Annotated in this window: 12 protein-coding genes; 3 read left to right on the top strand and 9 right to left on the bottom strand. The window is 52.5% G+C overall.

The window, feature by feature from the left end; genetic code table 11:
• Positions 1-3 precede the first annotated feature (3 nt).
• From TSP01S_RS02050 to TSP01S_RS02040, 3 genes are all read left to right on the top strand, one after another.
• The gene (locus TSP01S_RS02050) at positions 4-993 is read left to right on the top strand and encodes an ABC transporter ATP-binding protein (protein WP_144380608.1); all 990 of its coding nucleotides are present in this window, start codon (positions 4-6) and stop codon (positions 991-993) included.
• Positions 990-1,964 (top strand): ABC transporter ATP-binding protein, encoded by a 975-nt coding sequence (locus tag TSP01S_RS02045; RefSeq protein WP_041076045.1) that lies wholly within the window; start codon positions 990-992, stop codon positions 1,962-1,964. Before TSP01S_RS02050 ends, TSP01S_RS02045 begins: the two co-directional genes overlap by 4 nt.
• Positions 1,965-2,200: 236 nt before the next feature.
• Entirely contained in the window at positions 2,201-3,754 is a 1,554-nt protein-coding gene (locus tag TSP01S_RS02040; protein WP_041076043.1) for a Na+/H+ antiporter NhaC family protein, read from the top strand.
• A gap of 21 nt (positions 3,755-3,775) precedes the next feature.
• Here the strand turns inward: TSP01S_RS02040 and gyaR are convergent, their stop codons facing one another.
• Genes gyaR through TSP01S_RS01995 form a run of 9 tightly spaced genes read right to left on the bottom strand, consistent with a single transcriptional unit; the run spans position 3,776 to position 12,632 of the window.
• Positions 3,776-4,765, bottom strand: coding sequence for a glyoxylate reductase (gene gyaR, locus TSP01S_RS02035; protein ID WP_041076041.1), 990 nt, complete (start codon positions 4,763-4,765; stop codon positions 3,776-3,778).
• Between the two features lie 3 nt (positions 4,766-4,768).
• Positions 4,769-5,710 (bottom strand): TIM barrel protein, encoded by a 942-nt coding sequence (locus tag TSP01S_RS02030; RefSeq protein WP_041076039.1) that lies wholly within the window; start codon positions 5,708-5,710, stop codon positions 4,769-4,771.
• Positions 5,711-5,714: 4 nt separating this feature from the next.
• Positions 5,715-6,500, bottom strand: coding sequence for an HpcH/HpaI aldolase family protein (locus TSP01S_RS02025; protein WP_052463453.1), 786 nt, complete (start codon positions 6,498-6,500; stop codon positions 5,715-5,717).
• Between the two features lie 10 nt (positions 6,501-6,510).
• Entirely contained in the window at positions 6,511-7,407 is an 897-nt protein-coding gene (dapA, locus tag TSP01S_RS02020; protein ID WP_041076037.1) for a 4-hydroxy-tetrahydrodipicolinate synthase, read from the bottom strand.
• A 9-nt stretch (positions 7,408-7,416) separates the two neighbouring features.
• On the bottom strand, positions 7,417-8,388 hold the full coding sequence (locus tag TSP01S_RS02015; RefSeq protein WP_041076035.1) for a hydroxyacid dehydrogenase: 972 nt from the start codon (positions 8,386-8,388) through the stop codon (positions 7,417-7,419).
• Positions 8,389-8,391: 3 nt separating this feature from the next.
• Positions 8,392-9,666 (bottom strand): nickel-dependent lactate racemase family protein, encoded by a 1,275-nt coding sequence (locus TSP01S_RS02010; RefSeq protein ID WP_041076033.1) that lies wholly within the window; start codon positions 9,664-9,666, stop codon positions 8,392-8,394.
• A gap of 9 nt (positions 9,667-9,675) precedes the next feature.
• Positions 9,676-10,119 carry a tripartite tricarboxylate transporter TctB family protein gene (locus tag TSP01S_RS02005; RefSeq protein ID WP_041076031.1) on the bottom strand — a complete coding sequence of 148 codons (444 nt, stop codon included), beginning with the start codon at positions 10,117-10,119 and terminating at the stop codon, positions 9,676-9,678.
• 47 nt (positions 10,120-10,166) lie between these two features.
• Positions 10,167-11,114 (bottom strand): tripartite tricarboxylate transporter substrate binding protein, encoded by a 948-nt coding sequence (locus tag TSP01S_RS02000; RefSeq protein ID WP_041076029.1) that lies wholly within the window; start codon positions 11,112-11,114, stop codon positions 10,167-10,169.
• 12 nt (positions 11,115-11,126) lie between these two features.
• Complete coding sequence (locus tag TSP01S_RS01995; RefSeq protein WP_052463452.1) at positions 11,127-12,632, bottom strand: tripartite tricarboxylate transporter permease; 1,506 nt, start codon at positions 12,630-12,632, stop codon at positions 11,127-11,129.
• Between the last annotated feature and the right edge of the window lies 1 nt (position 12,633).

The raw sequence follows: 12,633 nt of genomic DNA, 5'->3' as shown, positions 1-12,633 counted from the left end.
TCTATGGCAGAACTGCTCCGTGTGGAAGATCTCACCGTCAAGTTCTTCACCAGTGACGGGATCGTTCATGCCGTGGATGGGGTGAGTTTTTCCGTCGGAACGGAAGAGGTGCTGGGGATGGTGGGGGAATCGGGCTGTGGGAAGTCTGTGACTTCCTTGGCGATAATGAGGCTCCTGCCGGTTCCTCCGGCCAGAATCGTTTCTGGCAAAGTGTTCTTCGACGGGAAAAACCTGCTCGAGCTTCCCGAGGCTGAAATGAGAAGGATCAGGGGGAACGCGATCTCGATGATCTTTCAAGAACCCATGACATCGCTCAATCCCGTCATCACCGTGGGAAAACAGATCGCGGAAGCCATCACAGCACACCAGAACGTGAGCTCAGAGGAGGCTAAAAAGAAAGCGATCGAGCTGCTCAGGCTCGTGGGCATTCCCAATCCCGAGAAACGCTACAACGATTATCCACACCAAATGTCCGGCGGTATGAGACAGCGCGCCATGATAGCCATGGCGCTTGCGTGCAATCCAAGACTTTTGATCGCGGATGAACCGACCACGGCGCTGGATGTGACGGTTCAAGCTCAGATACTCGATCTCATCGCTCAGCTGAAGAAAACTTTCGGCATGAGCGTGTTGTTGATAACGCACGATCTTGGTGTCATCGCCGAGATGTGCGATAGGGTCATCGTGATGTACGCGGGCCAGATAGTGGAAGAAGCTCCCTGCGTCGATCTGTTTGAATCACCGCTCCATCCGTACACCGAAGGACTCTTGAGGTCCATACCCAAACTCGAACCCGGCAAAAAGCCACTCTACACCATAGAAGGGAACGTTCCCAACTCCATGGACCTACCGGCCGGTTGCAGGTTCCATCCACGCTGCGCTTACGCGTTCGACCTGTGCAGAGAGAAGGTTCCAGCGTTGATAAATGTGAACGAACACAGGAGAGTCAGGTGCTTTCTGAGAGGGTCCGAACCGGAGGAAGTGAAAGCATGAACGAAGTACTGCTGGAAGTGAGGAACTTGGTGAAGCACTTTCCAGTCAGAGCAGGCATACTTCAAAGAACGGTTGCCGTGGTGAAGGCAGTCGATGGGGTAAGCTTTCACATAAAGCGCGGAGAAACCTTCGGTCTGGTCGGCGAGAGCGGTTGTGGAAAAACGACCACCGGAAGATGTGTCCTCATGCTCGAAACACCGACGAGCGGTGAGATCCTGTTCAATGGTGTGGACATAACGAAACTGACTCAGAAACAGCTCAGATCGCTCCGACCGAAGATGCAGATAGTCTTTCAGGACCCGTTCAGTTCTCTCAATCCCAGGCTTCCTGTGAAAGAGATCGTGGGTGAAGCCATCGCTTACCACAAACTCGCGAAGGGAAAAGAAGTGGAACTGAGATTGAAAGAACTCCTCGAGATGGTGGGACTCTCCGCGGAACACATGAACAGATATCCACACGAGTTTTCCGGCGGTCAGAGGCAGAGGATCTGCATCGCCCGAGCGCTCGCAACGCAGCCCGATTTGATCGTTTGTGATGAAGCCGTTTCTGCGCTGGACGTTTCCATACAGAGTCAGATACTCAAACTCCTGGAGAACCTCCAGGCCAAACTCGGCGTGGCTTACCTCTTCATCTCTCACGCTTTGAACGTCGTCAAATACATCTCGCACAGGATCGGTGTGATGTACCTTGGAAAGCTCGTGGAAGTTGCCGACAGTGAAGAACTCTATCTGAATCCCCTCCATCCTTACACGAAAGCCCTCATCTCTGCCGTTCCTGTTCCTGATCCGAAGCTCAAACGAAAGAAGATAATCCTCAAGGGAGACGTGCCGAGTCCGCTGAATCCCCCACAGGGATGCAGGTTCGTCACCAGATGTCCCTACGCGATGCCTGTCTGCAGCGAAGTGGAACCGGTGTTGATGGAAGTGGCGCCCGGTCACACCGTGGCGTGCCATCTGTACGGAAAGAGCTGAACGTTTTCATTTTCCTTCAAGCTCAGTCCACAAGTACAGAAAGTCATCACAGCGATGTCTCGTGCGCGAAGCAGGAACGCACTTGCTTTTGAAGCAACTGTGCGTACCACGCAGAAATTTCATACCCTCTGGTCGGGAGGGTCAAAAAATTGTTCTTTTCCTTTTCGAATATTGCAACTCACGAGTCCGGAAGCACAACGCTATAATAATAGCAACCACAAACTTTGTTGGGGGGTATGAACGTGGAAGGTACTGCGTGGTCCATCCTTCCTCCGCTCGTGGCCATCGTCCTGTGCTTCATAACAAAGAACGTCGTACTCTCTCTGTTTCTCGGTATCTTCACTGGTGGATTACTTTTGAACAATTTCAACCCCATCGCAGGCGTGGTTTACTCACTCGAGAAGATCATCGGCTCCATGGCGGACGAATGGAACGCGAAGCTTCTGTTGTTCAACCTGCTCATGGGTTCGGGTATCGCCTTCATCTGGCGACTGGGTGGTAGCAAGGCGCTGGCGGACTGGGCGCGCGTGAAGATAAAGTCCAGAAGGTCGGCCAACGTGTGGGCGTGGCTCCTGGGTGTGATCGTGTTCTTCAACGACTACATCAACTCGGCGATCGTTGGAAACGTGATGAGGGACATCTTCGAACAGCGCAAGATCTCCAAGGAGAAGCTTTCTTACATCCTCGACTCCACATCCGCGCCGGTCGCCACGTTCTTCATCTCCGACTGGATAGCGTACCAGCTCGCGATGATCCAGAACGGTCTGACAGCGGCGGGAATAACGACCGTCGCTCCCATGGCCGCTTTCATAGCGAGCATTCCGTTCAACTTCTACTGCATCTTCACCGTCCTCTTCGTCGGGATAATCGCTCTGAGCGGCTGGGACTTCGGTCCCATGCTGAAGGCGGAAATCAGGGCAGAAAGAGAGGGGAAAACTTCCAGAGACGGTGCCATGCCCATGTTGAACATAGACTTCGAGCTCGGAAAACCCATCGAGAAGAAACCCATGATAATGACCTTCGTTCTTCCCATAGTGGCGCTCGTGGGGGTTACCATATTCGGTTTCTACTACACGGGCGCATCGGCGGGCGGTGAAACGCTCATCGAAAAACTTGGGAATGCCGATGCGGCGACTGCGTTGCTCTGGGGCGCTTTCGCGATGTCTCTGGTCGGAATCGTGATAGCACTCGGATTCAGGTTGATGAACGTTGCGGAAGCGATGAGAACGCTTCTCGAAGGCTTCAAACTCATGCTCCTGGCGTGTGCAATACTGGTGATGGCATGGTCGATCGGGACTGTGACGAAGGATATGAAGCTTGCAGACTACGTCGTCTCTCTGGTTGGTGAGAACGTTTCGTTCGCTCTGGTGCCCGCGATCGTCTTCTCGATAGGCATGTTAATCTCTTTCTCGACGGGAACTTCCTGGGGCACGATGGCGATCCTCACACCCATCGCGATACCTGTGGCGTACAACATCACAAAAGATCCCTGGCTATCAACGACGGTGATGGCGGGAGCGGTGTTCGCAGGTGCCATCTTCGGTGACCACTGCTCTCCGATCTCCGACACGACTGTTCTGTCTTCGATCTTCGCAGGTTGTGACCACATGGACCACGTGAACACACAGCTTCCATACGCCATAGTCTGCGCGGTGGTGGCGCTGGTGATGTATCTGCTGTATGGTATCTTCAAGATCAGCCCGTTCGTTCTGCTGCCCATCGGAATAGCTGTCCTCATAGTTCTGGCAAGAATGCTCCATGTGAACTCCATGAAAAAGCTCACTTCGTAAAAAAAGTGAGGGCGAAAGCCCTCACTTTCTCTTCTGAAGCACTTCCGGATTGACCAGGTTGGGTGGTACTTCTCCGTTCAAGGCTTTGATGATGTTTTCGGCAACCATGATCGACATCTTCGATCTGGTCGCGTAAGAACCAGACGCGATGTGTGGTGCGAGCACAACGTTGTCCAAGGTGAGCAGTTCGGGCTCGATTTCAGGTTCGTTCTCGAAGACGTCCAAGGCAGCTCCTTTGATCCAGCCTTCCTTCAGAGCCTTCACGAGCGCCTTTTCGTCCACGACGGGTCCTCTCGCGGTGTTGATGAGATAGGCTTCCTTTTTCATCATCTTGAGTTCTTTTTCGCCTATCAAATGATAGGTTTCCTTGGTGAGTGGAACGTGGAGTGTGACGAAATCTGATTCTTTCAGGAGCGTTGGAAGATCGACGAAGGTTGCTTTCAATTCTTTCTCGATCTCTTCCGGCACCCTCTTGCTGTCGTAGTAGAGCACCCTCATGTTGAAGCCGAGTGCCCTGCGCGCCACGGCCTGACCTATACGCCCGAAACCAACGACACCGAGCGTCGCACCGTAGACATCGTTACCGAGAAGGAGCATGGGTTCCCAGCCGCGGAACTTTCCAGCCCTCACGAACTTGTCCGCCTCGACGACCCTGCGCGCTATGGCCATCAAGAGTGCCCAGGCGAAATCCGCCGTGGTTTCGGTCAAAACTCCCGGTGTGTTCGTCACCATGATGCCTCTCTTGGTCGCCGCTTCAACATCGATGTTGTTGTAACCGACGGCGTAATTCGCTATGATCTTCAGATTCGGCCCGGCTGCGTCCATGACCTCTGCGTCTATGTTGTCGGTGAGCAAACAGAGCAACGCATCGACACCTCTAACCTTCTTCAACAGCACGTCCCTCGGAATGACCCCGTCGTAGTCGCTGACCTCGACGTCGAACTTTTCTTTGAGCATGTTCAAACCCTCTGGAAGGATCTGGCGAGTCACGAAAACTTTGAACCTCTTCATTCCTCAAACCTCCTTCAGAAATTTTGCATAGGCCGCCAAGAAAGTTCTCTTCGCGTTCGCAACCACAAGATCGGGATCTTCATCTGCCAAGGGTTTGACCTCGAAGGATACGATTGGTTTCTCTGTGGCAACTTTTTTATCGAAGTAACCGATCTTGTAGAGCGCCTTCAAGAAATAGGCGAGTTCATCCACATCGTTCTTTCCACCCTTTATTCCAAACCTTGGATGCTGGTCTCCGTAGGCTGGATGGCCCGGTTCGAGCACGGCGTTGCCCACGTGGATGTGCGTCACGAAGGGTGAAAGCAAGCCGAGCGTGTAGAACGAATCTTCGAACACGAGTGGCTGGTGCGAAAGATCGATCGTTAAACCGAAGTTGTCGTGGAAAGCTCTGACCCTCGATGCTACCTCGAAGGCGATCGGTGCGGGACCTACGAGCGCGTTCTTCTCGATCGAGTAATCGAACACCTCAAGGTTCACAGCCAGCGTGTAACCGTACTGCGCCGATCTTTCTTTCGCGTAGAAACATATTTCACAAAGAGAATCGATCAACCTTTCTTTGGCCGTCTCGAGCCTGTCCCTTTCAGGCATCCTACCACTCAGAAAGGCTATCGCTTTCGCGTTCGCCGTGTAGGCTTTGTCGATCGCCTTTTTGATTTCCTGTACGGCGGCTTTTCTTTCTTCTTCGTTGAGAGAGTTCAGATTCAATTTCTTAGAGAGGACCAGCGGTTGTGCCGCGACGAGCAGTTCGACTCTGGCGACCTCACACATCTTTCCGATCTTTTTCAAAGTGTCTTCCTCAACGAGGGCACTCACCTCTATGGCCTGAAAGAACTCATCGGCGAGCACTCTTTTCACCGTTGAAAGTATCTCTTCTTCGCTCTTCGCGCCGGGGTAAGCCATGAAGTGTATCAGTCCCATGTGGAACGTGTCGTGCCAGGGATACATTCGTTCACCTCCCTTGGGTCATCTGTTTCAACGTGTCGACGATCTTTTTGCCGTTATCGACGATCAAGTTGATATCACTCGAACACATCAGAAGCTTCATGCCCTTTTCGATCCAGGGCTGCAGAGCTTCCGGGCTAGGAAGATGTATACCACAAGGAACGTTCAGTTTCAAGCACTTTTCCACGAACTTTTCTACGTACTCCTGTACGAGAGGATGTTTCGTATCGCCAGGCACGCCAAGACTCTGAGAGAGATCGTTGGGTCCTATGAGGCACGCGTCGACACCGGGCATGATGAGCTCTTCAAGATGATCTATGGCTTTTTTGCTTTCTATCTGCAGTATGATCAGCGTGTTCTCGTTGGCCCACCGAGTCACTTCCTCACCCTTGTAGGAGGCGAATCCTGTGGGGGTCCTCCTGAGCGCCATGCCCCTTTCGCCGAGAGGATAATACTTGGTCGCCCTGATTATCTCTTCGACTTCTTCGCGCGTCTGAACCTGCGGTACGAGCAAACCCTCCGCACCACTGTCGAGAGGCCTCGAGAGGTTGTGATGGCCGTACCTGGTGGGCACCCTCACGATGGGAGTTATGCCCCCAGCCCTCGCGGCCCACACCATGTCCTGAACGGTTTCGAGACTGAATGGGGAATGTTCCATGTCGATCACGAAGAAATCGAATCCCGCCGTCGCCAGCATCTGGGCTATGCCGGGAGTCCTTATCTCACTCACCATGATGCCTATCGCGTGTTTTCCTTCCTTCAAAAGCTTTTTCGTTCTGTTCTCCCGAAGCATCCTTTTCACCTCACAGAAGTTTCATGTTCTGAAGAACTTTCCTCAGTTCCGCCTTCTTCTCCTCGCTCAGTGATCTTATTGGTCCACGCGCTGGACCCGCCTCGATACCGATCATGTTCAACGCTTCCTTGATGACCACCGGGAACGTTCCAAGTTCGAAGGCGAGCCTCAGCGGTGTGAGTTCTTCCTGGGCACGTTTTGCGTTCTCGAGATCACCCTTCACGAAGTAGTCGTATATGCTCGCAACCAGTTTCGGCGCGACGTTCGCCGTGGCTGCGATCGAACCGGTTCCGCCGTACAGAAGCGTCGCGAGTATGAGCGTGTCTCTGCCCGCGAGCACGTGGAAGTTCTTACCTTTGGTCCTCCTTATGTAATCGCTGGTGTTGGTCAAATCGCCGCTGCTGTCCTTTATACCGACGATGTTGTCTATCTCCGCGAGCCTTTCCACTGTCCTTGGTTCGAGCTTCACACCGCCTGTCCTTCCGGGATTGTTGTAAAGCAGCACAGGAAGCTTCGTGGCCTTAGCGATCTTCACGTAATGTTCGTACAGTTCTTCCTGAGAGGGGCTGATGTAGTATGGTGTGATGATCGAAACCGCATCGACTCCGATCTTCTCTGCAGCATCGTTGAGTTCGATGACCTCACGCGTGGTTATGCCACCTGTACCCGCATAGACGGGGACTCGACCGTTCACTTCTTCCACGGCTATTTCCATGAGCCTAATCTTTTCTTCTCTCGTCAGTGCATAGAATTCTCCTTGGCTTCCTATGATGAAAACCCCGTGAACGCCGTTGTCAACGAGGTAGTTTAAGAGCTTTCTGAACGCCGATTCGTTGATGCTCTCATCTTTGTTCATCGGAGTGACGACTGCCGGAATGACTCCCTTCGGAACGAACGACATCTTCATGTCCCTCCCTCATATCTTTCCGTACTTCTTGAGCAGGTCCATATTCACCGGAAAGCTCGGCCTTTTACCCGTCAGAACCTCTATCACACCCTGGGCGGCACCTTCGGCCATGCGGACGACACACTCTTTCGTCAGTGCGGCGTTGTGCGGAGTGAGCAGGATCTTCTCGCATTTGAAGAAAGGATGATCGGGCTTTGGAGGCTCTTCGACGAACACGTCCGTGGCCGCCCCAGCGATCCATCCTTCCTCAACGGCCTTCAACACGGCGAGCTCGTCCCATATCGGGCCCCGCGACATGTTGATGATGTAGGCCGTCGGTTTCATCAAACGCAGCTGTGCCTCACCTATCATACCTTTCGTTTCTGGAGTCAGGGGAACATGAATCGTGACGAAATCAGATTCCTTCAGCAATCGTTCGAGTGAAACGAGCTCGACGCCGAGCTCAAACGCCCTGGCTGGGTCGATGTAAGGATCGAAAGCGAGAACCTTCATGGAGAAAGCCGCCTGGCATTTCTTCGCAACGAGCGAACCTATCCTGCCGAGCCCGATTATTCCGAGGACCTTGCCGTCGATGTCCATAGTCGAGAACAGGTCCCTTATTTTGAATTCTCCTTTTCGAGTGGCCACGTCCATCTCCTTGAGCTTCTTCGCCAGAGCGAGTATGAAAGCGACCGTTGCCTCGGCCACGGAGAGTGCGTTCGCGTTCGGGGTGTTGACGACGTAAATTCCGTGTTTCGAAGCTTCTTCAACGTCGATGTTGTCCACTCCCACGCCGTGCCTCGCGATGACTTTGAGTTTCGGAGCGCTTCTTATGATCTCGGCCGTGAAAGGGGCTGTTCTAACGATGACCCCGTCACAATCGACGATCTCCCTCGCCACGACGGACGGTTCGGGACTGGACGCGTGAATCACCTCAAAACCCGCGTTCAGAAGCATTTTCACACCGTTCTCATGGATTGGCTGAACGATCATCACCTTCATCTCTTATCCCTCCAGTATGGGTATCGTGTGCACACCGTTCGGTATCACGAGGAACTCCGCGTTGGGATTCTCACTCAAAATCCGATCCACAGCTCGTTGAAGCGTGGAAACCTTCGAAAGGAAGATCCTTCTCAAAACATCGTCTTCTATCTCACAATCGCTCATAACGATCGAAGCGTGAGACAAAATCCTCGCGAGAACGTAAGATTTGTGCTCCCCGACGCCAAAGCCGTGTGTGAATACGTGCTCTCTGAAACTGGCGAAGCTGTCGAAACTGGACATGAACCTGTAGTAACTGTCGTCCCCAAGACCGTCTTCACACCGTGCGGGTATGAGAATGATCCCACCCTTTTTCACAACTGGCTTGGGACCAAGGACCACGGAGTTCGCGGCGCGCGTGGCCTGATAAAGATTCACACTCTTCGGATAACCTGGGCAGGAGATCACGACGTCCGCAACCGCCGGTACCTTTACCTCCACGCACGATCTTGTGAATTTCACAGCGGTCTCGAAGGATTTTATGGGATGGCCCGAGAACGCTGCAACGAGCTGTTTTTCCTCGTTCAACACAAGGTTGACCGTGAAATCGATCCTCACCTTCTCAGCCATCTCGTTCAAAAACTCTCTGAAGATGTTGTTTTCTATGACACCGAGCCTGGTCCTCGCATCTGAAAGCACCCTCAAACTGTGCGTGGCACCTATGGTCTCCATCCCGGCTAGACCAACGCAGATGGTCTTCACACCACCACTGTAGCCGGCGAACAAATGTGGTTCGATCACACCAACGGTGATCTTCACATCCGCTTCCATCAACCTTTTGTTGATTTTCATCGGAAAGCCTGCAGAACTTTCTCCAAGATAGACCAGATCGTTTCGACAATCGTGGTTGTACACGGCGTACTCACTGACGATCCTTTTCCCGAGCTTTTCTTCGATCTCTTCACGACTCATAGGTCTGTGCGTACCGAGGGCGATCAAAAAGAAAACGTTCTCTTTTTTCACACCGGATCTGTGGAGCTCTTCCAGTAAAAGTTCGCTCACGATTTCATCCATGGCGTACCGCGTCATGTCCGTCACAACGATGGCGACCCTGCTTCGACTATCGACGATCTCGCTCAGCCTTGCCGAACCGATCGGATTAAGAAGAGATCTCTTCAACTCGGCTGTAGGATCGACAGCCGCACGGGGGAAACGTGCCTGAGCGATGGACAAAAGGTTTCGATTTGGTATTTCGATCTCGAGGTGTTTATCCTTGTCGTAAGCGAGCTTTATCGTCATTTTCTCACCTCAGGGAAGCACCAATCGAAGCAGTTTCTCGAAAACGTACCAGATCACGTAGCTCGTCGCAACAGAAAAGATCGCAGAATAAACGATCGTTTTAGCTTTGAACGGCCAGGATATGATCAAACAAGTGGCCAAGGCGAACAGAATACTCGATAGCAAAAAACCTGCAGGTTCCATCAAAAGGACGTAAGCTATGCAGCTGGCAAGGAACAGAACGATCCTGACCGGTTTCTTGACTCTGAAAGGAGAAGATTTCTCTTTGCTGAGCAACGCCTGCACGATCAGCCCAGCTGAAAAGATCAATAACAGGACCGCAGCCATCGTTGGGAAGAAAGCGTTGTCCAGAACATCGAACCTCAGCCTTCTTATCTTTTGACTCTCCGAGATCATCCACCCAGCGATCACGGCAAAGACCAGACCAGAGTAGAAATCCTTGCCAAAGCGCATCTCGATTACCCCCACAAAGCTGGGGGCCGAGCCCCCAGCAGACGATCTCATTTCTTCAGGCCAGCAGCCTTCGCAAACCGATCGAACCTTTCATCTTCCCACTTCAAGAAGTTCAACATCTCCTCGCCGTCCATGTACATCGGAATAGCGAAGGCCTTCTCCGCCAGTTCATCCACGCACTCTTTGAGCTGGATAACTTGCTTGATCGCGTTGGCAAAAGTTTTCACTATCTCCTCTGGTGTTCCTTTTGGCATGAAGAACATCTGGTCCTGGGTGAAGACGAGTTCTTCCAAGCCGAGCTCCTTCGCGGTCGGTACATCCGGCAAGAACGGATCTCTCTCGGGTGAGAGAACTGCGAGCGCTTTCAGTTCACCGGATTTGAGGAACGGTACGGCCGCAGAGAGTGCGATTGGACTGAGATCCATGTGGCCACCCAGGATCTTCGTGATCCTGTCCATGTCACCACCGGAACTCGCAGCCAGAATGAACCCATTGTTTGCGGCCATCTGCATCGGTATCACCTGGAAGTGGCTGGTCGCACCGATTTCAGCCCCGAGTCTGATCTTGCCTGGATTCTTCTTGGCATCCTCGATCGCATCTTTCAAATCCTTCCAGGGTGTATCGGGTCTTGTGACCACCACACGGTTCCCCCTGGTGGCGATGCATACCGGCGTGAAGTCGTAGTAGTTGAACTCGGCCGTTCCAACGTGGAAGTTAGAGAAGATGGATTGATGGTACCACAAAACCGTGTAGCCATCTGGTTTGGCTTTGAGAACTTCTCTCGCACCTGTACTACCTCCACCACCGGTGATGTTCACCACGGCGAAGTCCCAACCGAACAACTGCTTGACGTACTTTGCGATGATCCTCACCTGCACGTCGCTCGCTCCGCCCGCGGCGTAGGGAACAACCACTTTGATGGGACCAGTCGGATAAGCCGCGAAACTGACGATCACAAAGAGTGTTAACAGCATCACGAAGAACCTCTTACCCATGCAAACACCTCCTCAACATTTTGAAGATTCACCCTTCTTGACAAGTACCCTCCCCAAAACGAACAGGAAGGCTGCGAGGATTAAGAGTGTGAGCGACAAGGGCCTTGTGAAAATGGGTGCGAAGGATCCGGCACTCGCCGTTAAGCCCTGTCTCAGGTTGGATTCGGCTATGGGACCGAGTACGAAGGCAATTATGATTGGAAGTACCGGAAAATCGAGCTTTTTGAGCACATAACCCACCACGCCGAAGATCAGCATCACCCAGATGTCGAAAATCCTGTTGTTCAGTCCGAAGGCTCCCACAGCCGCGCACACCGTGATCAACGGCAGTAGGTAATGCTTTGGGAAACTCAACGAGTAGATATAGAACTTCATGAGTAAAACTCCAAGCAAGAGCATCACTACGTTACCCCAGAATTGGGCCGCATAGACACCGAAGACCAGATCGGGGTTGTATTTGAACATCAGTGGCCCTGGGTTTATTCCGTGAATCATGAAGCCTCCAAGCAGGATAGCCGTGACCGCATCTCCAGGTATGCCCAGTGCGAGCAGTGGCACCATCGCTCCACCGACCGAGGCGTTGTTCGAAACCTCACTCGCGATGATTCCATCCGGTATACCGGTGCCGAACTTTTCTGGATATTTAGAACTCGATCTCGCGACACCGTAGGAGATGATGTTCGCCGTAGCACCACCGATGCCTGGAAAAACACCGATGATGAAACCTATCGCGAAAGATCTCAACGCGTTTCCGATCTGTTTGAAGAGTATCTTCGCCGCTTCAAAGACTTCAAACAATTTCATGCCCCGTGATTCTTCCGGAACGATACGCTCTGCTTCAGATTCGATATCGGCGATGATCTCTGGAATGCAGAACAATCCAACCAGGAGCGGTAGCAGGGCTATGCCACTTTGAAGTTCTGTGAATCTGAAGGTCAGTCTTGGAATGCTCGTGATCGGATCGGCACCAATACAGCTCAGAATCAAACCCAAAGCGATGCCTATGAGATTCTTCAGAATGTTTCCACCGAGCATGCTGCTCACCGCAACGAAAGCCATTACGGCGAGTGAAAAGTACTCGAATGGACCAAATTTCAGAGCCGCCCGAGCGATCATAGAAGCCAGAGATACGAGAAAAAACACGCCGAGCATGCCACCAAAAAAGGAAGAAAACAGTCCGAGTGCGAGGGCTAGACCCGATTTTCCTTGCTTGCTCATCGGATAAGCATCGAAACAGGTCGTGATCGAGGACGGCGTACCAGGCATGTTCAAAAGCGTGGCAGAAATGAAACCCCCAGACACTCCACCTATGTAAATGCCGGTGAGCAGGACCAGACCAGAGATGGGTTTCATGCTGAACGTGAACGGAATCGCCAGCGCCACACCCATGGTTGCGGTGAGCCCGGGGATCGCACCGAAGATCATGCCCCACAGAACACCGACGAACAACAAGAGCAGATTGATCGGCTGAAAGATCTGTGAAAAACCCACCGTCACGGTTTGAACCAGAACTTCCATG

Source organism: Thermotoga caldifontis AZM44c09 (assembly GCF_000828655.1).
Taxonomy (GTDB): domain Bacteria; phylum Thermotogota; class Thermotogae; order Thermotogales; family DSM-5069; genus Pseudothermotoga_A; species Pseudothermotoga_A caldifontis.
Note: the sequence above shows the minus strand (reverse complement) of the source record. Positions and strands in the feature narration are given on the sequence as shown.

Excerpts from the sequence above, each read along its gene's own strand:
- TSP01S_RS02050 (WP_144380608.1), top strand. The coding sequence starts at position 4 with ATGGCAGAACTGCTCCGTGTGGAAGATCTCACCGTCAAGTTCTTCACC.
- TSP01S_RS02045 (WP_041076045.1), top strand. The coding sequence starts at position 990 with ATGAACGAAGTACTGCTGGAAGTGAGGAACTTGGTGAAGCACTTTCCA.
- TSP01S_RS02040 (WP_041076043.1), top strand. The coding sequence starts at position 2,201 with ATGAACGTGGAAGGTACTGCGTGGTCCATCCTTCCTCCGCTCGTGGCC.
- gyaR (WP_041076041.1), bottom strand. The coding sequence starts at position 4,765 with ATGAAGAGGTTCAAAGTTTTCGTGACTCGCCAGATCCTTCCAGAGGGT.
- TSP01S_RS02030 (WP_041076039.1), bottom strand. The coding sequence starts at position 5,710 with ATGTATCCCTGGCACGACACGTTCCACATGGGACTGATACACTTCATG.
- TSP01S_RS02025 (WP_052463453.1), bottom strand. The coding sequence starts at position 6,500 with ATGCTTCGGGAGAACAGAACGAAAAAGCTTTTGAAGGAAGGAAAACAC.
- dapA (WP_041076037.1), bottom strand. The coding sequence starts at position 7,407 with ATGAAGATGTCGTTCGTTCCGAAGGGAGTCATTCCGGCAGTCGTCACT.
- TSP01S_RS02015 (WP_041076035.1), bottom strand. The coding sequence starts at position 8,388 with ATGAAGGTGATGATCGTTCAGCCAATCCATGAGAACGGTGTGAAAATG.
- TSP01S_RS02010 (WP_041076033.1), bottom strand. The coding sequence starts at position 9,666 with ATGACGATAAAGCTCGCTTACGACAAGGATAAACACCTCGAGATCGAA.
- TSP01S_RS02005 (WP_041076031.1), bottom strand. The coding sequence starts at position 10,119 with ATGCGCTTTGGCAAGGATTTCTACTCTGGTCTGGTCTTTGCCGTGATC.
- TSP01S_RS02000 (WP_041076029.1), bottom strand. The coding sequence starts at position 11,114 with ATGGGTAAGAGGTTCTTCGTGATGCTGTTAACACTCTTTGTGATCGTC.
- TSP01S_RS01995 (WP_052463452.1), bottom strand. The coding sequence starts at position 12,632 with ATGGAAGTTCTGGTTCAAACCGTGACGGTGGGTTTTTCACAGATCTTT.